We start from the raw sequence: 18159 nt of genomic DNA on the forward strand, positions 1-18159 counted from the left end.
GCGCTCGTGATGGCAGGAGAGAGGCGAGGACCGCAGCCGAGGCAGCCGCAGCTGCCCGACCTGCATGTGCGCCTGCGTACGGAGCTGGGCCGGATCGACGAGCAGTTGCGTGCCCTGGTGGACGCCATGGACCGGATGCAGGGGCTGCTGGACGCGGTAGTGGCCATCAGCCGGGAGGTGGAGCTGACCGCGGTGCTGCACCGCATCGTGACCACCGCCATGGAGCTGGTGGGCGCACGTTACGGGGCGCTGGGGGTGCTCAACGAGTCCGGCGAGCGCCTGGAGAAGTTCATCACGGCCGGTCTCTCCGAGCGGGAACGCACCGATCTGGCGGGGACCGACCTGCCGCGCGGGCTGGGCGTCCTCGGGCACCTGATCAGCCATCCCGAACCCCACCGGATCGACGACATCGAGGCCCATCCGGCCTCCGTCGGCTTCCCGCCCGGCCATCCGCGCCTGCGCACGCTGCTCGGTGTCGCCATCAGCGTCCGCGGCGAGGTCTACGGCGACCTGTACCTCTCCGAGCGGCGCGACGGGCAGCCCTTCGACATCCACGACGAGAACGTCGTCACGGCTCTGGCCAGCGCCGCCGGCATCGCCATCGAGAACGTCCGCCTGTTCGAGCAGGTGCGGGTCGGAGCGGAGCAGTTCCAGCGGCTCCTCCTGCCCGCGCTGCCCGACCTGCGGCCCTTCAGCGCGGCGGCCGTCTACCGGCCGGCGGCCGAGCCCAGCAAGCTGGGCGGGGACTGGTACGACGCGATCCCCCTGTCCGGCGACGCGGTGGCGGTCGTCATCGGTGACGTGGTCGGCCACGATCTGAAGGCCGCGGCCGCCATGGCCTCCACCCGCAACATGCTGCGGGCCCTGGTGTTCGACCGGGGCAGCACACCCGGTGCGCTCCTGGCCCGGCTGGACCGCACGCTCCAGGCCATCACCACCAACCCGGTCACGACCACCGCCCTGGCCCGTATCGAACCGGAGGAACCGGGCTGGCGCATCCACTGGAGTACGGCGGGCCACGTGCCGTCCCTGCTGATCCCCCCTGGGGGTCCGGCGGAGTACCTGCTGGCCGAGCCCGGGCTGCCGCTCGGTGTGGACCTCGAGGAACCCCGGCCCGACCACTCCCGGTTCCTCGTCCCCGGCTCCACCGTGGTGTTCTTCACCGACGGGCTGGTCGAGCATCCCGCCCGCCCCATCGACGAGAGCCTGGACGTGCTCGCCGATCTCGCCACTACTCACGCGGCGCGGCCCCTGCCCGAGTTCGTGCGGGCACTCGCCGATCACCACCCGAGCGACGGTCACGACGACATGGCCGTCCTCGCCGTGCGCACCCCGCCCGCCTGAGGCTCCTTCGCCTGAGGATGGTGCCGTGGAGGTTCCGGTGCATCCGGTGGATGATGGTCGAGGGGATGTCGACGGGAAGGTCCCCGATGACTGTCGCGCGGCACACCTGGCCCCGGCGCCACGGTTTGGTCGCCCTGGAGATCTGCGCCGTCGCCGCGCTGTACTACGGCTCGGCCGAGCTCGGACTGCTCCAGCAGCTGGTGCGCGGCCAGGTCACCCCGCTGTGGCCGCCGAGCGGTATCGCGCTGGCCGGCCTGCTCCTGCTCGGGCGGCGGGTCTGGCCCGGGATCGCGATCGGCGCGTTCCTGGCCAACGTCTGGCTGGGGCCCTCGGTCCTGTCCGTCTTCGCCATCGCGGCGGGCAACACGCTCGCACCTGTCTGCTCGCACGCCCTGCTCCGCCGTGTCGGGTTCCGGCACGAGATGAACCGCCTGCGGGACGCCCTCGCCCTGATCTTCCTCGGCGCCTTCACCGGCATGCTGGTCAGTTCCACGGTCGGCACCGGGACGCTCCTGCTCACCGGTGCGCTGGACGCCGGCGACTTCTGGCCCACGTGGTCGGTCTGGTGGACCGGTGACGCGATGGGCGTGCTGGCCGTCACGCCTGTCCTGCTCGTCCTCCGCTCGGCACGCCGGCCCGGGGGCGCCTCGCCGTCCCGCTGGGCGGAGGGGGTCCTGCTGCTCGCGGCCACGGTCTGCGTCGGGTTCGTCGAGACCAGCAGTACGCCGCTGCTGTTCCTCGGCTTCCCCCTGCTGATCTGGGCGGCCTTCCGCTTCCAGCTGGCCGGGGCCGCGCCCTGCGCTCTCGCCGTGTCCACTTTCGCGATCATCGCGGCCGGCCAGAAGACGGGTCCGTTCGCCGGCCACGACCTGTTCACCAACATGATCTCCCTTCAGGCGTTCAACGGTTCCGCCTCGCTGACCGCCCTCCTGCTCGCGGCGGCGGTCAGCGAACGCGCCCAGGCGGAAAGGGAGATCGCGCTGGCCTGCAGACAGCTCGCCTCGATGGTCACCATGGTCTCCAGCAGTGACCGCCGCCCGACCTTGCCCGCAGGTGAGGAGGAGGGGGCGGCGAGGGACACGGCCCGGAAATGACGAAGGTGGGTGGCGACTGCCACCCACCCGAAGGCGTCGACGCGCCCGCAGGACTCGCTCAGGACTGCGGACGGCTGCCGTGGTTCGCGCCGTTCTTGCGGCGGGCCTTCTTCTTACGACGTCGCTTCGAGGACATCGAACCTCCTCTTTCTGCTTTGGGCCTCTATCCACCGGATTGTCACGTCCGGTGTCCACAGAGCCGCTTTCCAGCCATACGCGACGCCAAACCCGCACGACGTGGCCGCACATGGGTGGCCTACGTCACGGTGACGGCCCGGCCCCAGAACGACGAAGAGGCCACTTCCGATCACACGGAAATGACCTCCGACCTGCCGCTTCGCAAGTCGGGACGACAGGATTTGAACCTGCGACCCCTTGACCCCCAGTCAAGTGCGCTACCAAGCTGCGCCACGTCCCGGTGCGCGTTCGGCCGCGGTGGACCGCGTGATCGCGCGAACAGCACTTTACCCCACACCCCTGGCCGCACCGAAAACGGCCCGGGCGGGACAATCGGCGTATGGGCAACACGAGCAGCGGCAGCACAGGAAGGCGGGCCGACGCACGGGACCGCGACAGCGAGGGCCGGGCGCGCAACGCCCGTCCGCGTGACGGTCTCGGACGGCCCCTGCCGTACGACGCGCCGGGCGTGCCCCGGCAGCCCGAGGGCGTCGTCCGCGCCCCGGAGGAGACCGTGGCCGAGGCGCAGCGGCTGCTGGACGAGGGGAAACCGTTCCACGCGCACGAGGTCTTCGAGGACGCCTGGAAGTCGGGGCCCGACCAGGAGCGGGAGCTGTGGCGCGGGCTCGCGCAGCTCGCCGTGGGGCTGACGCACGCCGCCCGCGGCAACCTCACGGGCGGGGCGCGGCTGCTGCGGCGCGGCGCGGGCGCGGCCGAGGCGTGGGTGTCCGGCTCAGGGCGGGCGGTCCCGTACGGGATCGACGTCGCGCAGGTCGCCGCGTGGGCGCGGGAGCTGGCCCGGGACGTGGAGCGGGACGGCCGTCCGGTGGACGCGGGGGCGCGGGCGCCCCGGCTGCGGGGAGCGGACGCGCGTCCCTGACTCCGGACGGCGCCGGGGTGGGGGTGGTCGGCGGTGTGCGGCAGACTCGGGACGTGCGAAGGATTCAGGTCATCGGTATCGGCGCGGGCGACCCCGAGCAGCTGACCCTGCAGGCGGTCAGGGCACTGCGCGGCACGGACGTGTTCTTCGTCCTGGACAAGGGCGAGATCAAGGCGGACCTCACCGGGCTGCGCCGGGACCTGCTCGACACGCACGTACCGGACAGGACGTACCGGGTCGTCGAGGCGAGCGACCCGGAGCGTGACCGTACCGCCGGGGGCGCGGCCTACGCCCCCGCCGTCGGGGACTGGCGCAGCGCCCGGGCCGGCGTCTACGAGCGGCTGATCGGCGAGGAGCTCGGCGAGGACGAGACCGGGGCCTTCCTCGTGTGGGGAGACCCCTCGCTGTACGACAGCACGCTGGGGATCCTCGAGGACGTGCTGGAGCGGGGCTCGGTGGCGTTCGAGTACGACGTCGTCCCGGGCGTCTCCAGCGTCTCGGCGCTCGCCGCCCGGCACCGGACGGGGCTCAACCGGGTGGCCCGGCCGGTACAGATCACGACCGGACGGCGGCTCGCCGAGGGCTTTCCGGAGGGCGTGGACGACGTGGTGGTGATGCTCGACGCCCACCAGGCCTTCCGGCGGTACGCGCACGAGGACATCGACATCTACTGGGGCGCCTACGTGGGCACCCCGGACGAGATCCTCGTCTCCGGCCCGATCGCCGAGGCCGCGCCCCGTATCGAGCGGCTGCGCGCCGAGGCCCGCGAGCGCAAGGGCTGGATCATGGACACGTATCTGCTGCGCCGGCGCTCCCGCGACTGACCGGCTCCAGTTGGCTATCGTCCAGGCATGGAGTCCGTGCGTGCCGTGCTCGTCGACATCGACGGGGTGCTCACCGTGTCCTGGCGGCCCCTGCCGGGGGCCGTGGAGGCGTTGCGGGAGGTCCGGGAGGCCGGGCTCGCCGTCCTGCTGGTCACGAACACCACCTCGCGTACGCGGGCGTCGATCGCCGCGACGCTCGGTGAGGCGGGGTTCCCGGTGTCCGCCGAGGACATCCTGACCGCGCCGGCCGCCACCGCCGCGTATCTCGCCGAGCACTGTCCCGGAGCCCGGTGCGCCCTGCTGAACAGCGGCGACATCGAGGAGGACCTCGAGGGTGTGACCGTGGTGGACGCGGCGGACTCCGGTGCCGTGCCGGATGTCGTGCTGGTCGGCGGGGCGGGGCCGGAGTTCGGGTACGAGGCGCTGGACCGGGCCTTCGGGCAGCTGCAGCGCGGGGCACGGCTGGTGGCGATGCACCGCAACCTGTACTGGCGTACGGCCGAGGGGCTGCGGCTGGACTCCGGGGCGTTCCTGGCCGGTCTGGAGCAGGCCGCCCGGGTGGAGGCCGAGGTCACCGGCAAACCGGCGCGGGCGTTCTTCGAGGCGGCGCTCGCCCGGCTGGGCGTCGGTGCGGACGATGCCGTGATGGTCGGGGACGACGTCGAGTCCGACGTGCTCGCGGCCCAGCGGGCCGGGGTCACCGGGGTCCTCGTGCGGACCGGCAAGTTCCAGCCGGAGACGCTCCGGGCCGCCGATGGGACGCCCGACCACGTCATCGACTCGTTCGCGGACCTGCCCGGGCTGCTGCGGGGGTCAGCGCAGCAGTAGTTGCAGACCGCCCACGACGGTCGCCGCGATGACCAGTTGCTCGAACAGCCGCTGGTTGATCCTGTGCACGGCCCACTTGCCGAACAGCGCGCCGGGCACGACGAACACCACGAGTGCCAGGTCGAGCAGGAGCGAGCGGGCGTCGATCAGGCCGAGCCCGGCGCTGAAGGGCAGCTTGGAGACGTTGACGATCAGGAAGAAGAAGGCCGAGGTGCCGAGGAAGCCGAGCTTGCGGAAGCCGGCGGACAGCAGGTACATCGACATCACGGGGCCGCCCGCGTTGGCGACCATGGTGGTGAACCCGCCGAGGACTCCGTACGAACGGGCCTTGAGGCGGCCCGCCCGGCTGGTGACCGAGTCCGGCTCCTCCGCCTTGTCCGCCGTACGCCTGCGCCACACCGTCACGGCCGCCATCAGCAGCAGGATCGCGCCGATCGAGGTCCGCATGATCGCGTCGTCCGCCCACATCAGGAACACGGTGCCGACGACGACGCCCGCGGCGACCGCCGGGAACAGCCGCCACAGCGTGGGCCAGTGGGCGTGCCGCCGGTAGGTGGCGACGGCCAGCAGGTCCCCGGCGATCAGGACCGGCAGCAGGACGCCGGTGGAGGCGCGGGCGGGCAGCACCGCGGCGAAGACGGCGAGGCTGACCGTGTTGGCCCCGCTCACGGCGGTCTTGGAGAAGCCGACGAGCAGGGCCGCGAAGGCGAGCGCGGCGAACTCCCAGCCGGTGATGTGCCAGAGCGTCATGGTGTTCATGCGAACACTGATGCTATGTGCAACGAACCGGGGCGCGCAGAGCCGTCTCGCCTGGTGGTTGCGCTGCCCCCGCGCTACGCCCGTTCGACCAGGAGCGCGCTCCCCTGCCCGACCCCGACGCACATCGTCGCCAGCCCACGCCCGGCCCCGGTCCGCCGCATGCGGTGGAGCAGCGTCGTCAGGATGCGGGCGCCCGAGCAGCCCAGGGGGTGGCCGAGGGCGATCGCGCCGCCGCTCGGGTTGACGAGGCCGGGGTCGATGCCGAGTTCGTCGACGCAGGCCAGGGCCTGGGCCGCGAAGGCCTCGTTGAACTCGGCCTCGTCGAGGTCGCCGATGCTCCAGCCGGCGCGGGTGAGCGCCTTGCGGGTGGCGGGGACCGGGCCGATGCCCATGACGTCGGGGTGGACTCCGGCGGAGGCGCCGGCGACGTAGCGGCCGAGGGACTCCAGGCCCAGCTCGTTCAGAGCGTCCTCGCTGACCAGGAGGAGGCCGGCGGCGCCGTCGTTCATCGGGGAGGCGTTCCCTGCGGTGACCGTGCCGCCGTCCCGGAACACCGGCTTCAGCCGGGACAGTTTCTCCAGGGAGGTGTCCTCACGGACGCACTCGTCGGTGTCGACGACCACCCCGTCGGGGCGTTCCACGGGCAGGAGTTCGTCGTCGAAGTGGCCGTCCTTGCGGGCCAGGGCGGCCTGTCGGTGGCTGCGCAGGGCGAAGTCGTCCTGGCGTTCGCGCGGGATGCCGTACCGCGCGGCGACCTCCTCCGCCGTCTCTCCCATGGACAGCAGGCCGTGCAGGTCGCGCATCGCGGGGTTGACCAGGCGCCAGCCGAGGCGGGTGTCGGCGGTCTCGATGCGGTGCGGCAGGGCCTCGTCGGGGCGGGGCAGGACGAAGGGGGCGCGGCTCATCGACTCGGAGCCGCCCGCGATCACGATGTCGGCCTCGCCGGCGGCGATGGTGCGGGCGGCGGTCGTCACGGCCTCCAGGCCGGACGCGCAGAGCCGGTTGACCGTGGCGCCGGGCACGGACTCGGGGAGGCCGGCGAGCAGTGCGGCCATGCGGGCGACGTTGCGGTTGTCCTCGCCGGCCTGGTTGGCGGCGCCCCAGTAGACGTCGTCGACGCGGGCCGGGTCCAGCGCCGGCACGCCGGCGACGAGGGCGCGGACGACGGTCGCGGCGAGGTCGTCGGGCCGTACCGGGGAGAGCGAGCCCCTCAGCTTGCCGATGGGGGTGCGGCGGGCGGCCGCGAAGTGGACGGGACGCACGAGAGGACTCCTCACACCGCACATTAATTAGCACTGCTAGTTTCGGACTATAGCCCCTCGGCCCCCTCCAGGGAAGGTTTCGCGGGCCCAGGCGCTCACGGAGGACGTTGTCGCAGGCAGCGGCGTCGCCACGGGAGCGGCCCGGATCCGTCGCATGTCGCGTTTGCACCAGGGCGCCCGGGGCACCCGCGCGTCCATGGAGTGGTTGCGGAGCGCCGCCTGCGCGGACGAGGACCCCGAGCTGTTCTTCCCCGTGGGCACCACGGGCCCGTCCCTGCGGGACATCTCGGCCGCGAAGCGGATCTGCTCGCGCTGCCCGGTGACCGACCAGTGCCTGAGCTTCGCGCTGAGCAGTGGCCGGACCTCGGGCGTGTGGGGCGGGACCTGCGAGGAGGAGCGCGACGCACTGCTCCGGACCACGAACGACGCGGGAAGGAGAAGCGCCCTATGACGCCAGTGAGGAGCACGCTGCCCGACGACGCCCGGCGCGTCGTCTGCGAGGCACTCCAGGACACCCTGGTGGACCTGCTCGGACTGTCGCTGATCGGCAAGCAGGCGCACTGGAACATCGTCGGACCGCGGTTCCGGTCGATCCACCTCCAGCTCGACGAGGTCGTCTCGGCCTCGCGGACCTTCGCCGACACGGTGGCGGAGCGGTCCGCGGCGCTCGGCGTCCCGCCGGACGGCCGTCCCGAGACCATCGCCAAGACCTTCACCCTGCCCGCCCCCGACGAGGGCTGGGTGCGTGACTCGGACGCCGTGCGGGTGATGGTGGACTCGCTCCAGGACGCGGTCGGCCGGCTGCGCGAACGCATCGACGCGACCGAGAAGGCCGACCCGGTCACCCAGGACCTGCTCATCGGCATCACCGCCGAGCTGGAGAAGCAGCGCTGGATGTTCGAGGCGGAGAACGGCCCCGGCGAGGGCTGACCGGCGCGCACGTACCGTACGGAAGGGGCACCCGATGACCGACGCCCTTGAACTCGACGCGCTGTGGGAGGACTTCCACCGCGTGGTGAACATGACCTCGCAGGAGCTCGCGGCCTGGCTGCGGATGCGGGACGCCGACGAGGAGACGGAGCCGCTGCCCGAGCAGGCGGGCACGAAGACCGGGCAGCACGTCCTGGCGATCCTCCAGAAGCGGCGCACCGACCTGACCGAGGACGATCTGCGGGTGATGCGGAAGGTCGTGGACACGGTCACTTCGCAGGTGGACCTGGAGAACGAGCCGGAGCCCGAGGTGACGGAGGCCGACACCCGCCGTCGCCGCCGGCTGATGACCGTCGGCCACGACCCGCTGAAGGGCTGAGCCGTGCGCCGGCAGGAGCGCGTCGTCCGCGAACTCGTCGGCGCGCACGGCCGGACCTACGCGGACGAGGCGGGCATCCCGCTCAAGGACACCCCGCAGCCGCTGTACCGGCTGCTGGTGCTGTCCCATCTGCTCAGCGCCCGCATCCGCGGCTCGATCGCGCTGGCCACCGCCCGTGCCCTGCACGAGGCGGGGCTGCGCGATCCGCGCCGCATGGCCGAGGCCACCTGGCAGGAACGCGTCGACGCGCTCGGCCGGGGCGGTTACCGGCGCTACGACGAACGCACCGCCACCCAACTCGGCGAGGGGGCCGAGCTGTTGACCGAGCGGTGGGGCGGAGACCTGCGGCGGCTGCGCCGGGAGGCGGACGGCAAGGTGACCGAACTGCGCCATCTGCTCCAGGAGTTCCCCGGGATGGGGCCGGCCGGTACCGACATCTTCCTGCGCGAGGCGCAGGGCGTCTGGCCGGAGGCGGCACCCTGCCTGGACGCCAGGGCCCTCCAGGGCGCCGAGCGCCTGAACCTGCCGAAGGACCCGGAGCGCCTCGTCGACCTGGCGGGGAGCACCGATCCGGCCGTTCTCGCCGCGGCGCTCGTGCGGGCGGCGGTGGACAAGGACGTGGCCGAGGACACGCTGCGGCGCGCCGGGTGACGAACCGGGTCAGCCCAGCAACCACCCTCCGTCCACGGTCAGTTCGACCGCGTTGACCGACCGGTTGCGCAGCAGGAAGTCGACCGCGTCCACCACGTCCGCCATCGAGGCGAGCCGCCCGGTGGGCGTCTCGGTGCGCAGGGTCGCCAGGACCTTCTCCGGCTTGGTCTGCCAGTACGGGCTGTCGCCGACGACACCGGGATGCACGGTGTTGACCCGGATGGGGGCGAGTTCGACGGCGAGGGAGTTCATCAGGCCCCGCACCCCCGCGTTGACCGTCGCGACCGTCGTCGCGCCCGGGTAGGGGCGTTCCTTGGCCTGGCCGCCGAACAGCACGACGGCGCTGTCGTCGTGCAGCCGGGGACGCAGCGCGTGCACGACCTCGGTGTAGCCGACGAGTTTGAGGGTGACCAGGTCCAGGGCGGCGCCGATGTCGTACTCGGTCACCTTGTTGTCGTCCCGGGAGACGCCCGCGATCACCAGATGGTCGACCCGCCCGACGTCGGCCACGGCCGCCGCGATCTCCAGCGGCCGCGACAGGTCCAGGGCGATGCCGCGGGCGCCGAACTCCTTGGCCACCGTGCCGGCGCGGTGGGCGTCGCGGCCGGTGAGGACGACCTCGTCCCCGCGCTCGGCGCGGGTCCGCGCGAACTCGAGGCCGATCCCCGACGTGCCGCCGACGACAAGGACGTTGCTCATGAGCCCTCCTCAAGCGCCAGGCGCAGGTATTCCCAGTCCCTGGTGCACCGGTACGAGTGCCGTGACGGCGGCTGCGGCGCCTGTGTCTCCAGCCACCGCGAGAGCCCCTGCCCGGCGTTGACGAACCCATGCACGCAACCGGTGCCCGCCCAGGCGAGGTCCCCGGGTTCCAGCCGGTACCGCTCGCCGTCGAGGGTCGCCTCCGCCACGCCCTCGATGATCAGGTACGACTCCTCGAAGGGGTGGTCGTGCGTGCCGATGACACCGTCGGACGCGTACCAGCACGCGACACCGGCGGCTCCAGGCATGAGGCGCCGGCGTCGCGGGCGGCACTCACCCGAACGGTCCGGTGCCGGTGGTGGGCCGTCGGTGCCGGTGGTGCGCTGAGGTCACGCGCCACGTTCCCAGGAGGCACTCGCGATGACCCGTCGTCCGCCCCGGCTTGCCCGCGTCCTGTCCTGCGCCCTGGCGGCGGGCACGCTGCTGACCATCGCGGCCTGCTCGTCGGGGGACGGCGACCGGGACGGCTCGCGGGTGTCGGGCGTCACCGCGTCACAGGTGGCCGGGAAGCGGCAGACCCCGTCCCCCTCTCCCACCGCCACCCTCAGCGAGGACGGCGCCCGGGCCGCACTGATCACCGAGGCGGACATCGAGGAGGACTGGACACAGGTCAAGCAGACGGAGGCCGAGGACTGGCACGACACCCTGCTCATCGGCACGGTCGACGTCTCCGACTTCCTCACCGCGAAGACCGACGCGGCCGACTGCCAGCGGCTGCTCGACTCGCTCTTCGGCGACGACCTCCTGGGCAGGCCGTCGGGCGTGTCCGCACTGCGCGGTTTCACACAGGGCGACTCGCGGCTGCTGTACCAGGTGGCCTCCTACGACCGGACCGACCCGCAGGACTCCCTGAAGTGGATGGCGACCCTGCCGGAGAAGTGCGCCCAGTTCACCGCGACCCAGAAGGGCGAACAGCGCACCGTCCAGGTCGTCGAGACGTCGCTGCCTAACGTGGGCGACGCCCGTGAGGGGCTGCGCGTGACGGTTCAGGGCACGACCGGGGGCACGCAGGCCACGCTGACCCTGGACGTCGCCGCCGTCCGGGTCGGCGAGGACGCGATCACCGTCACGGCGGGCGGGCTCGACGGCGGCGAGCAGGACTCCGTCGACCAGGCGGTGAAGCTCGGCACCCAGCGCCTGAAGGACGTGCTGGCCGGCAAGACGCCCTCGTCGAATCCCAGCGAGTTCGACTAGCCCGGCCCCGCGCCTCTCCCCGCAGCGCGCCGACGGCCCCGCCGGCTCCGCCGAATCCCGGGACAGCGTGATCACCGGAGCGGCACAATGGGCGGCGACGACCGGCCTCGGTCGCTCGTGCGAGGAGAGGAAGAGACGTGAGTGAGAGCCACACCCCGCCGAGCGGCTCGGCGCGGCTGAACACCGGTGTGGCGCACAACGCGCGCGTGTGGAACTACTGGATCGGCGGCAAGGACAACTACGAGGTCGACCAGCAGGTCGGCGAGCACGTCGCCGGCATGTTCCCGATCATCCGGGACATCGCCCGGGCGGACCGGGACTTCCTGGGCCGGGCCGTGTCGTTCCTGGCCGGCGAGCGCGGGGTGCGGCAGTTCCTCGACATCGGCACGGGGCTGCCCACGGCGGACAACACCCACGAGATCGCCCAGCGGATCGCGCCCGACTCCCGGATCGTCTACGTCGACAACGACCCGATCGTGCTGGTGCACGCCCGCACCCTGCTGACCGGCAGCCACGACGGTGTCACCGCCTACGTCGACGCGGACGTGCACGCCCCGGACGCCATCCTCGAACGGGCCCGGCAGACCCTCGACTTCGACCGCCCCGTCGCCGTGATGATGCTGGGCATCCTGAACTTCGTCCTGGACTCCGAGAAGGCCCGGGACATCGTGCGCCGCGTGATGGCCGCGGTCCCCTCCGGCAGCTTTCTGGTCCTCACCCACCCGACCTTCGACGACGAGCTCGGCGGCGCGGGCCAGATCCCGGCCATGAAGTTCTGGAATGAGAACGCCACTCCCCCGATCACCGCTCGCGGCGGCGCGGACATCGCCGCGTTCTTCGAGGGCCTGGAGCTGCTGGAGCCGGGCATGGTGTCGTGCGGGCAGTGGCGTGCCGAGGCCGGCTCCGCCGTGCTGGTGCCGCAGTACGGCGCGGTGGCCGTGAAGGCCTGAAGCCCGCTCGTCGAGGAGGACGCATGACCACGCTGGCCGACCCCGTGCCCGGCGGCCTTCCCGGCGATGTCGAGCGGGCCACCGCGGCGGCCGGCGAGCTCTCCGGGCGGGGCGTGCACGGCGTCGTACTGGCCTACGTCGACACCGCGGGCATCGGCCGGGTGAAGACCGTCCCGACGGCCAGGCTCGCCTCCGCCGCGGCCTGGGGCGTCGGGATGTCCCCGGTGTTCGACACGTTCCTGGCGAACGACTCCATCGTCACCACCGACGTGCTCGGCTCCCCCGACGGCGACCTGCGTCTCTACCCCGACCTCGACCAGCTCGTGGTGCTGGCCGGGCAGCCCGGCTGGGCGTGGGCGCCGGTCGACCGGGTCACTCAGGACGGGGAGCGGCACCCCGGTTGCAGCCGCACGTTCCTGCGCCATGTCGTCGCCGAGGCGGCCGAGCGGCACGGTCTGGCCTTCAAGGCGGCCGTGGAGGTGGAGTGGACCGTGGCCCGGGGCGACGCGCCCGGCGACGCGTTCGTACCGGCGACGACCGCACCGGCCTACGGGGCTGCCCGGCAGGTCGAACTCGGCGACTACACCGCCGACCTGCTGGCGGCGTGCGCGGCCCAGGGCCTCGACGTCGAGCAGGTACATCCCGAGTACGCGGCCGGGCAGTTCGAGATCTCGGTGGGTGCCGTCGATCCGGTGGCCGCGGCCGACCGCAGCGTGCTGGTGCGGCAGACCGTCCGGGCGGTGGCGCAGCGGCACGGGCTGCGCGTCTCCTTCGCCCCGGCCGTCGTGGGGCAGGGCGTCGGCAACGGCGGGCACGTCCACCTCTCCGTCTGGCGCGACGGGGTCAATCTGCACTCCGGGGGCGAGGGCCGGTACGGCATGACGGCCGGGGCCGAGTCGTTCACGGCCGGACTGCTGGCTCATCTGCCCGGCCTCACGGCGGTGACCGCGCCGAGCCCCGCCAGCTATCTGCGGCTCAGGCCCTCCCAGTGGGCCGGGGTGTTCACCGCCTGGGGCCGCGAGACCCGGGAGACCGCCCTGCGTGTCGTCACCGGCACCGCCGGCCTGCGCGACCAGGCGGCCAACCTGGAGGTCAAGCCGGTCGACCTGGCCGCCAACCCCTACCTGGCGCTCGGCTGCCTGATCGCCGCCGGGCTGGACGGCCTGACGTCCTCCGCCGCGCTGCCCGGGGAGATCACCGGGGACCCGGCGCGGCTGACCGCGGTGGAGGCGGCGGCCCGGGGCGTCCGGCGGCTGCCGATCTCGCTGGAGCAGGCCGTCGAGGAGTTCCGCGCGGACGAACCGCTGCGGGCCGCCCTCGGTCCGGTCCTGGCCGACGCGGTGATCGCGGTGCGGCTCGGGGAGCTGGAGTCCGTCGCCGGACTGGACGACGACCAGGTGGCGGCGGCGTACCGCTGGAAGTACTGAGGTGAGCGCGGTCCGCGAGGCGCTCGACGCCTTGAGGCTGGTCGACCACCACTGCCACGGCACGGTGACCGGCGACCTCGGCCGGGAAGCGTTCGAGCCGCTCCTCACGGAGGGCGACGCCTGGCCGGGCGTCTCGCCCTTCGACAGCCCGGTGGGCGTGGCCGTGCGCCGCCACTGCGCTCCGGTGCTGGACCTGCCACGGCACGCCCCCGCCGAGGAGTACCTCGCCCGGCGCTCCGGACTGGGCTGGCGGGAGGTGCAACTGCGCTTCCTGCGTGCCTCGGGCGCGGACGTCTTCTGCGTCGACACCGGCTACTCGCCCGAGCCGCTGACCACTCCGCACGAGGTCGCCGAGGCGGCGGGCGGGTCCGCGTACGAGGTCGTACGGCTGGAGAGCGTCGCGGAGTCGGTGCGGGCCGCCGGGGTGGAGCCGGACGCGTACGCGGACGCCTTCCGCGCGGCGGCACTGGACGCCGTGCGGCGGCCCGGCGTGGTGGCGGTGAAGTCGGTGGCGGCCTACCGCACCGGCTTCGGTCTGGATCCGGCCCGCCCGCCGGACGCGGAGATCACCGAGGCCGCCCGGCACTGGCTGCTCCGGGGCGGCCGCCTGGACGACCCGGTCCTGGTAAGGCACCTGCTGTGGACGGCCGTCGACCTCGGTCTGCCGCTCCAGCTGCACACCGGCTTCGGCGACAACGACATCCGGCTGCACCGGGCCGACCCGGCCCTGCTCACGGACTGGCTGCACCTGACCGCCGGGACGATCCCGGTGCTGCTGCTGCACTGCTGGCCCTACCAGCGGCAGGCCGCCTACCTGTCGGCCGTCTTCGAGCAGGTGTACCTCGACGTCGGCCTCACGCTCCACCACGTCGGCCCCGCCCGGGCGGGTGCGGTGCTCGCCGAGGCCCTGGAGATCACACCGTTCCGCAAACTGCTGTACAGCTCCGACGCCTACGGTGTGGCCGAGTTCCACCACCTCGGTGCGCTCGCCTTCCGGCAGGGCCTGGCGGGGCTGCTCCAGGAGCGGGTGGACGCCGACGAGCTGTCCCTGCCGGACGCGCTGCGTTTCGCCCGGTGGGCCGGACGGGACAACGCCCTGCGGATCTACGGGCTGAATGACGATTGAACGACGTGGGGCCGGTCACAGTTCTCCAGGAGCGGCTATCCAGGAAGTCCGAACGGCTGAAAGTATGATCAAGCAATGTCTGACATGACCGAAACCACGCCCGGCTGGCTGTCCTCCGACGAACTGGAGATGACACGCGCCCGCATGCCGATCCTGTACGTCGAGGCCGTCCCGGTCCGCGTCGACGACAGCGGCGAAGTCACCAGTGTCGGCCTGCTGTTGCGCATCGGGCCGGACGGTACGGTCAGCCGGACACTGGTCTCCGGCCGCGTACTGCACCACGAACGCGTCCGTGACGCCCTGCTGCGCCACCTGGAGAAGGACCTCGGCCCGGTCGCCCTGCCCCGCGTCCCGGCGTCCCTCCAGCCGTTCACGGTCGCGGAGTACTTCCCGACGCAGGGCATCACCCCGTACCACGACCCCCGCCAGCACGCGGTGTCCCTCGCCTACATCGTGCCGGTGACGGGCGACTGCCGGCCCCGGCAGGACGCGCTCGACCTGGTGTGGTTCAGCCCGCAGGACGCCGTGTCGGAAGCGGTGCAGAGCGAGATGCCGGGCGGCCACGGGGTGCTGCTCAAGCAGGCGCTGGCGCACGCGGGCTGCGCGATCTGACCGAGGGCGGGCCGTCACGAGGGGGTGAGCCGATGCGGCTTCCCGACATGCCGCTGCACGATCCGTTCGTCGTCGCCGACGACGAGAGCAGCACTTACCACCTCTACACGTCCAACGTCCCGTCCGTGTCGGGCGTGGACGGCACGGGCACGATGGTCTACCGCAGCTCCGACCTGCGCGACTGGACCCGCCCCGTCGTGGTGTTCCGGACCGCCGGGCAGGAGGGCATCTGGGCGACGGACGGCGCGTGGGCGCCGGAGGTGCACGCCTGGGAGGGCAGGTACTACCTGTTCACCACGCTGCACGACGAGAACCGGCCCCTCCCGGTCCCGGCACCGAACCAGTGGGGGGTGCCGTTCCGCACCCCCACCCACATGCGCGGCACGATCACCGCCGTCTCCGACTCACTGCTCGGCCCCTTCACCGTGCTCGACCCCTCACGGCCCGTCCCGCCCGAGCACCTCATGACCCTCGACGGCACGCTGTACGTGGACCCGACCGGGCAGCCCTGGATGGTGTACGCGCACGAGTGGCTGCAGACGATCGACGGAACCATGGAGGCCGTCCGGCTGGCCCCTGACCTGTCCCGGACGGTCGGCGACCCGGTCTACCTCTTCAAGGCCTCGGACGCGCCCTGGACCGCCGAGCAGATCCCCGCCGGCGTACCGCACCAGCTCCCGCCGTACATCACCGACGGCCCCCAGCTGTACCGCGCCCCCGACGGGTCACTGCTCATGCTCTGGTCGACCTACGAGAAGAACACGGCCGGCCAGGACGGCACCGTCAGCGGCGGGTACGTGCAGACGTACGCGGTGTCCCGCTCGGGAGCACTCACGGGACCCTGGCAGCAGCAGCGCCCGCTGGTCCGCGACGACAGCGGCCACGGCATGCTGTTCCACACCTTCGACGGCCGCCTGATGATGATCCTCCACCGGCCCTTCGAGAACGCGCGCGGCAAGCTCTACGAGATGGAACTGCGCGGCCATGAGCTGTCGGTGCTGCGCCGACGCGAGGATCTGGACGGCGGCGGCTGACCCGGGAAACGTCAGCGGGCCCGCCGTTTCCGGCGGGCCCGCTGTCGATTCTGTCGGGACGACAGGATTTGAACCTGCGACCCCTTGACCCCCAGTCAAGTGCGCTACCAAGCTGCGCCACGTCCCGTTGCCCGTCTGACCTGGGGATTCCCCCGGCCGAGCGCGCAGGGAAACAATACCGCACTCACACCGGTGATCGCGCATCCGTTTCCGGGCGGCCCGCACTTGACCTCAATCTTGGTTGAGGTTGCACGCTTGTCGGCATGACGAACGCGACGGACACGACGTACACCTACGCCGACCTGCCGGGGCTGATGGGCCTGATGACCGGCGACGAGAAGCACGGCCCGGCCGCGACCTCCACGCTGGACGTGCTGTGGGTGCTCTACGACCGGGTGCTGCGGGTGAGCCCGGAGCGGTGGGCCGACCCGGAGCGGGACCGGTTCCTGCTGTCGAAGGGGCACGGGCCGATGGCGTACTACGCCGTGCTGGCCGCCCGGGGCTTCGTGCCGGTGGAGTGGCTGCCGGGCTTCGGCTCGTACGACTCCCCGCTCGGCCACCACCCCGACCGCACGCTGGTGCCGGGGGCCGAGATCGGCAGCGGATCACTGGGGCACGGGCTGCCGATCGCCGTCGGCACCGCGCTGGGGCTGCGCGCCCAGGGGCTCCACGAGCCGCGGGTGTGGACGCTGATCGGTGACGCGGAGCTGGACGAGGGCAGCAACCACGAGGCGATCGCCTTCGCCGGGCCGGCCGGACTCGACCGGCTGCACACCGTCGTGGTCGACAACTCCTCGGCGTCGTACCCGCGGCCCGGCGGGATCGCCGCGCGCTTCGAGGCGGCCGGCTGGTCCGCGCTGACCGTCGACGGCCGTGACCACGAGGCGCTGTACGGGGCGTTCACCGCGCCGCACCCGGGCCGTCCGCACGTGGTCGTGGCCCGGGTCGAGCCCAAGTCCGCCTGAACCTCCCTGCCCGAAAGGAACCCGAACTCCATGGACACCATGCGTGACCGCTTCGCCCCTGTCGTCTCGCGGCTGCTCGACGAGGACCCCCGGGTCGCCGTGGTCCTCGCCGAGATCGGCGCGGCCGGCTTCGACGAGGCAGCCCGCCGCCATCCCGACCGGGTCGTCAACGTCGGCATCCGCGAGCAGCTCCTGGTCGGGGCGGCGGCGGGGCTGGCCCTCACGGGGCTGCGGCCCGTCGTGCACACCTTCGCCAGCTTTCTCGTCGAGCGGCCCTTCGAGCAGATCAAGCTGGACCTCGGTCATCAGGAGGCGGGCGCGGTGCTGGTGAGCGCCGCCGCCTCCTTCGACTGGCCCGCGGGCGGCTACACCCACATGGCGCCGGGCGACGTGGCACTGCTGGACACCCTGGACGGCTGGACCGTCCATGTGCCGGGACACCCGGACGAGGCCGAGACGCTGCTCCGGCAGGCGGTCGCCGCGGGCGACGACAAGGTGTACGTGCGGCTGTCGCTCCAGGCCAACGCGCGGGCCCTGCCCGTCGACGGGGATCGGTTCCGGACCGTCCGCGAGGGGCGGTCCGGTGTCGTGGTCGCCGTCGGGCCGGTGCTCGACGCCGTGCTCGCCGCCACCGAGGGTCTCGACGTCACCGTCCTGTACGCGACCACCGTCCGACCGTTCGACGGGGCCGCCCTGCGCCGGGCCGTCCGGGCCGCCGGGACGGATGTCGTGCTCGTCGAGCCCTACCTGGCGGGCACCTCGACGGGCGCCGCGAACGACGCGCTGTCCGAGGTGCCCCACCGCGTCCTGGGGCTGGGTGTGGGCCGTCGCGAACTGCGCCGGTACGGGCAGCTCGAGGAGCATGTCGCCGCCCACGGCCTCGACGCCCGGTCACTGCGGGAGCGCATCGGGAGCTTTCTCGGGACGGGGGCGGCCGTCGCCCCCGTATGAGACCCGGGTGCCG

General features: G+C 72.7%; 22 protein-coding genes and 2 tRNA genes. 17 read left to right on the top strand and 7 right to left on the bottom strand.

The features are described 5' to 3' along the window. The first annotated feature begins 9 nt into the window (after positions 1–9). Entirely contained in the window at positions 10–1344 is a 1335-nt protein-coding gene (locus ABEA82_RS20360; RefSeq protein ID WP_345662996.1) for a PP2C family protein-serine/threonine phosphatase, read from the top strand. A gap of 86 nt (positions 1345–1430) precedes the next feature. Next, positions 1431–2438 carry an MASE1 domain-containing protein gene (locus tag ABEA82_RS20365; RefSeq protein WP_345662997.1) on the top strand — a complete coding sequence of 336 codons (1008 nt, stop codon included), beginning with the start codon at positions 1431–1433 and terminating at the stop codon, positions 2436–2438. Between the two features lie 58 nt (positions 2439–2496). On the opposite strand, the gene ABEA82_RS38695 is transcribed toward ABEA82_RS20365, so the two are convergent. Together ABEA82_RS38695 and ABEA82_RS20370 are read right to left on the bottom strand one after the other, a co-directional pair. Then, on the bottom strand, positions 2497–2574 hold the full coding sequence (locus ABEA82_RS38695) for a 50S ribosomal protein bL37 (RefSeq protein WP_370443954.1): 78 nt from the start codon (positions 2572–2574) through the stop codon (positions 2497–2499). 208 nt (positions 2575–2782) lie between these two features. After that, positions 2783–2856 (bottom strand) — tRNA-Pro (locus tag ABEA82_RS20370). Between the two features lie 99 nt (positions 2857–2955). Here ABEA82_RS20370 and ABEA82_RS20375 point away from each other — a divergent pair. From ABEA82_RS20375 to ABEA82_RS20385, 3 genes are read left to right on the top strand one after another with little or no spacing between them, the layout of a single operon-like run. Beyond that, on the top strand, positions 2956–3495 hold the full coding sequence (locus tag ABEA82_RS20375; protein WP_345662998.1) for a DUF309 domain-containing protein: 540 nt from the start codon (positions 2956–2958) through the stop codon (positions 3493–3495). A gap of 53 nt (positions 3496–3548) precedes the next feature. Further along, positions 3549–4319: a precorrin-6A synthase (deacetylating) gene (gene cobF, locus ABEA82_RS20380; RefSeq protein WP_345662999.1), complete on the top strand. Its 771-nt coding sequence runs from the start codon at positions 3549–3551 to the stop codon at positions 4317–4319. Positions 4320–4346: 27 nt separating this feature from the next. After that, a complete protein-coding gene (locus ABEA82_RS20385) occupies positions 4347–5147 on the top strand; it encodes an HAD-IIA family hydrolase (RefSeq protein ID WP_345663000.1) in 801 nt (266 codons plus the stop codon). On the opposite strand, the gene ABEA82_RS20390 is transcribed toward ABEA82_RS20385, so the two are convergent. Beyond that, the gene (locus ABEA82_RS20390) at positions 5133–5906 is read right to left on the bottom strand and encodes a sulfite exporter TauE/SafE family protein (protein ID WP_345663001.1); all 774 of its coding nucleotides are present in this window, start codon (positions 5904–5906) and stop codon (positions 5133–5135) included. The two genes, ABEA82_RS20385 and ABEA82_RS20390, sit on opposite strands and share 15 nt — an antisense overlap. A gap of 74 nt (positions 5907–5980) precedes the next feature. After that, complete coding sequence (locus tag ABEA82_RS20395) at positions 5981–7168, bottom strand: thiolase family protein (protein WP_345663002.1); 1188 nt, start codon at positions 7166–7168, stop codon at positions 5981–5983. Between the two features lie 154 nt (positions 7169–7322). Here ABEA82_RS20395 and ABEA82_RS20400 point away from each other — a divergent pair, with 154 nt between their 5' ends. From ABEA82_RS20400 to ABEA82_RS20415, 4 genes are read left to right on the top strand one after another with little or no spacing between them, the layout of a single operon-like run. After that, complete coding sequence (locus ABEA82_RS20400; protein ID WP_345663003.1) at positions 7323–7619, top strand: WhiB family transcriptional regulator; 297 nt, start codon at positions 7323–7325, stop codon at positions 7617–7619. Continuing rightward, the gene (locus ABEA82_RS20405; protein ID WP_345663005.1) at positions 7616–8098 is read left to right on the top strand and encodes a Dps family protein; all 483 of its coding nucleotides are present in this window, start codon (positions 7616–7618) and stop codon (positions 8096–8098) included. The genes ABEA82_RS20400 and ABEA82_RS20405 overlap by 4 nt, the downstream gene beginning before the upstream one ends. A 34-nt stretch (positions 8099–8132) precedes the next feature. Continuing rightward, the gene (locus ABEA82_RS20410; RefSeq protein ID WP_345663006.1) at positions 8133–8477 is read left to right on the top strand and encodes a DUF3140 domain-containing protein; all 345 of its coding nucleotides are present in this window, start codon (positions 8133–8135) and stop codon (positions 8475–8477) included. Between the two features lie 3 nt (positions 8478–8480). After that, positions 8481–9128: an HhH-GDP family DNA glycosylase gene (locus tag ABEA82_RS20415; protein ID WP_345663007.1), complete on the top strand. Its 648-nt coding sequence runs from the start codon at positions 8481–8483 to the stop codon at positions 9126–9128. Between the two features lie 9 nt (positions 9129–9137). Here the strand turns inward: ABEA82_RS20415 and ABEA82_RS20420 are convergent, their stop codons facing one another. Beyond that, complete coding sequence (locus ABEA82_RS20420) at positions 9138–9827, bottom strand: SDR family oxidoreductase (RefSeq protein ID WP_345663008.1); 690 nt, start codon at positions 9825–9827, stop codon at positions 9138–9140. After that, positions 9824–10135, bottom strand: coding sequence for a cupin domain-containing protein (locus ABEA82_RS20425; RefSeq protein WP_345663009.1), 312 nt, complete (start codon positions 10133–10135; stop codon positions 9824–9826). Before ABEA82_RS20425 ends, ABEA82_RS20420 begins: the two co-directional genes overlap by 4 nt. Positions 10136–10247: 112 nt before the next feature. Here ABEA82_RS20425 and ABEA82_RS20430 point away from each other — a divergent pair, with 112 nt between their 5' ends. From ABEA82_RS20430 to ABEA82_RS20455, 6 genes are all read left to right on the top strand, one after another. Further along, positions 10248–11081, top strand: a complete 834-nt coding sequence (locus tag ABEA82_RS20430) for a hypothetical protein (protein ID WP_345663010.1) — start codon at positions 10248–10250, stop codon at positions 11079–11081. Between the two features lie 137 nt (positions 11082–11218). Next, complete coding sequence (locus tag ABEA82_RS20435) at positions 11219–12031, top strand: SAM-dependent methyltransferase (RefSeq protein WP_345663011.1); 813 nt, start codon at positions 11219–11221, stop codon at positions 12029–12031. A 23-nt stretch (positions 12032–12054) separates the two neighbouring features. Then, the gene (locus ABEA82_RS20440; protein WP_345663012.1) at positions 12055–13458 is read left to right on the top strand and encodes a type I glutamate--ammonia ligase; all 1404 of its coding nucleotides are present in this window, start codon (positions 12055–12057) and stop codon (positions 13456–13458) included. 1 nt (position 13459) lies between these two features. After that, positions 13460–14584: an amidohydrolase family protein gene (locus ABEA82_RS20445; protein WP_345663013.1), complete on the top strand. Its 1125-nt coding sequence runs from the start codon at positions 13460–13462 to the stop codon at positions 14582–14584. A gap of 75 nt (positions 14585–14659) precedes the next feature. After that, positions 14660–15196, top strand: coding sequence for an NUDIX hydrolase family protein (locus ABEA82_RS20450; RefSeq protein ID WP_031107824.1), 537 nt, complete (start codon positions 14660–14662; stop codon positions 15194–15196). A 32-nt stretch (positions 15197–15228) separates the two neighbouring features. Further along, positions 15229–16230 carry a glycoside hydrolase family 43 protein gene (locus ABEA82_RS20455; RefSeq protein ID WP_345663015.1) on the top strand — a complete coding sequence of 334 codons (1002 nt, stop codon included), beginning with the start codon at positions 15229–15231 and terminating at the stop codon, positions 16228–16230. Between the two features lie 53 nt (positions 16231–16283). Here ABEA82_RS20455 and ABEA82_RS20460 read toward each other — a convergent pair. Continuing rightward, a tRNA-Pro gene (locus ABEA82_RS20460) sits at positions 16284–16357 on the bottom strand. Between the two features lie 136 nt (positions 16358–16493). On the opposite strand from ABEA82_RS20460, the gene ABEA82_RS20465 reads away from it, so the two are divergent. Both ABEA82_RS20465 and ABEA82_RS20470 read left to right on the top strand, forming a co-directional pair. Continuing rightward, a complete protein-coding gene (locus ABEA82_RS20465) occupies positions 16494–17195 on the top strand; it encodes a transketolase (protein ID WP_345663016.1) in 702 nt (233 codons plus the stop codon). Positions 17196–17225: 30 nt separating this feature from the next. Beyond that, positions 17226–18146: a transketolase family protein gene (locus ABEA82_RS20470; protein ID WP_345663017.1), complete on the top strand. Its 921-nt coding sequence runs from the start codon at positions 17226–17228 to the stop codon at positions 18144–18146. Positions 18147–18159 lie beyond the last annotated feature (13 nt).

It is taken from the genome of Streptomyces venetus (assembly GCF_039540295.1).
In the GTDB taxonomy this organism is placed as follows: domain Bacteria; phylum Actinomycetota; class Actinomycetes; order Streptomycetales; family Streptomycetaceae; genus Streptomyces; species Streptomyces venetus.

Excerpts from the sequence above, each read along its gene's own strand:
- ABEA82_RS20360 (WP_345662996.1), top strand. The coding sequence starts at position 10 with ATGGCAGGAGAGAGGCGAGGACCGCAGCCGAGGCAGCCGCAGCTGCCC.
- ABEA82_RS20365 (WP_345662997.1), top strand. The coding sequence starts at position 1,431 with ATGACTGTCGCGCGGCACACCTGGCCCCGGCGCCACGGTTTGGTCGCC.
- ABEA82_RS38695 (WP_370443954.1), bottom strand. The coding sequence starts at position 2,574 with ATGTCCTCGAAGCGACGTCGTAAGAAGAAGGCCCGCCGCAAGAACGGC.
- ABEA82_RS20375 (WP_345662998.1), top strand. The coding sequence starts at position 2,956 with ATGGGCAACACGAGCAGCGGCAGCACAGGAAGGCGGGCCGACGCACGG.
- ABEA82_RS20385 (WP_345663000.1), top strand. The coding sequence starts at position 4,347 with ATGGAGTCCGTGCGTGCCGTGCTCGTCGACATCGACGGGGTGCTCACC.
- ABEA82_RS20390 (WP_345663001.1), bottom strand. The coding sequence starts at position 5,906 with ATGAACACCATGACGCTCTGGCACATCACCGGCTGGGAGTTCGCCGCG.
- ABEA82_RS20400 (WP_345663003.1), top strand. The coding sequence starts at position 7,323 with ATGTCGCGTTTGCACCAGGGCGCCCGGGGCACCCGCGCGTCCATGGAG.
- ABEA82_RS20405 (WP_345663005.1), top strand. The coding sequence starts at position 7,616 with ATGACGCCAGTGAGGAGCACGCTGCCCGACGACGCCCGGCGCGTCGTC.
- ABEA82_RS20410 (WP_345663006.1), top strand. The coding sequence starts at position 8,133 with ATGACCGACGCCCTTGAACTCGACGCGCTGTGGGAGGACTTCCACCGC.
- ABEA82_RS20420 (WP_345663008.1), bottom strand. The coding sequence starts at position 9,827 with ATGAGCAACGTCCTTGTCGTCGGCGGCACGTCGGGGATCGGCCTCGAG.
- ABEA82_RS20425 (WP_345663009.1), bottom strand. The coding sequence starts at position 10,135 with ATGCCTGGAGCCGCCGGTGTCGCGTGCTGGTACGCGTCCGACGGTGTC.
- ABEA82_RS20430 (WP_345663010.1), top strand. The coding sequence starts at position 10,248 with ATGACCCGTCGTCCGCCCCGGCTTGCCCGCGTCCTGTCCTGCGCCCTG.
- ABEA82_RS20440 (WP_345663012.1), top strand. The coding sequence starts at position 12,055 with ATGACCACGCTGGCCGACCCCGTGCCCGGCGGCCTTCCCGGCGATGTC.
- ABEA82_RS20450 (WP_031107824.1), top strand. The coding sequence starts at position 14,660 with ATGTCTGACATGACCGAAACCACGCCCGGCTGGCTGTCCTCCGACGAA.
- ABEA82_RS20455 (WP_345663015.1), top strand. The coding sequence starts at position 15,229 with ATGCGGCTTCCCGACATGCCGCTGCACGATCCGTTCGTCGTCGCCGAC.
- ABEA82_RS20465 (WP_345663016.1), top strand. The coding sequence starts at position 16,494 with ATGACGAACGCGACGGACACGACGTACACCTACGCCGACCTGCCGGGG.
- ABEA82_RS20470 (WP_345663017.1), top strand. The coding sequence starts at position 17,226 with ATGGACACCATGCGTGACCGCTTCGCCCCTGTCGTCTCGCGGCTGCTC.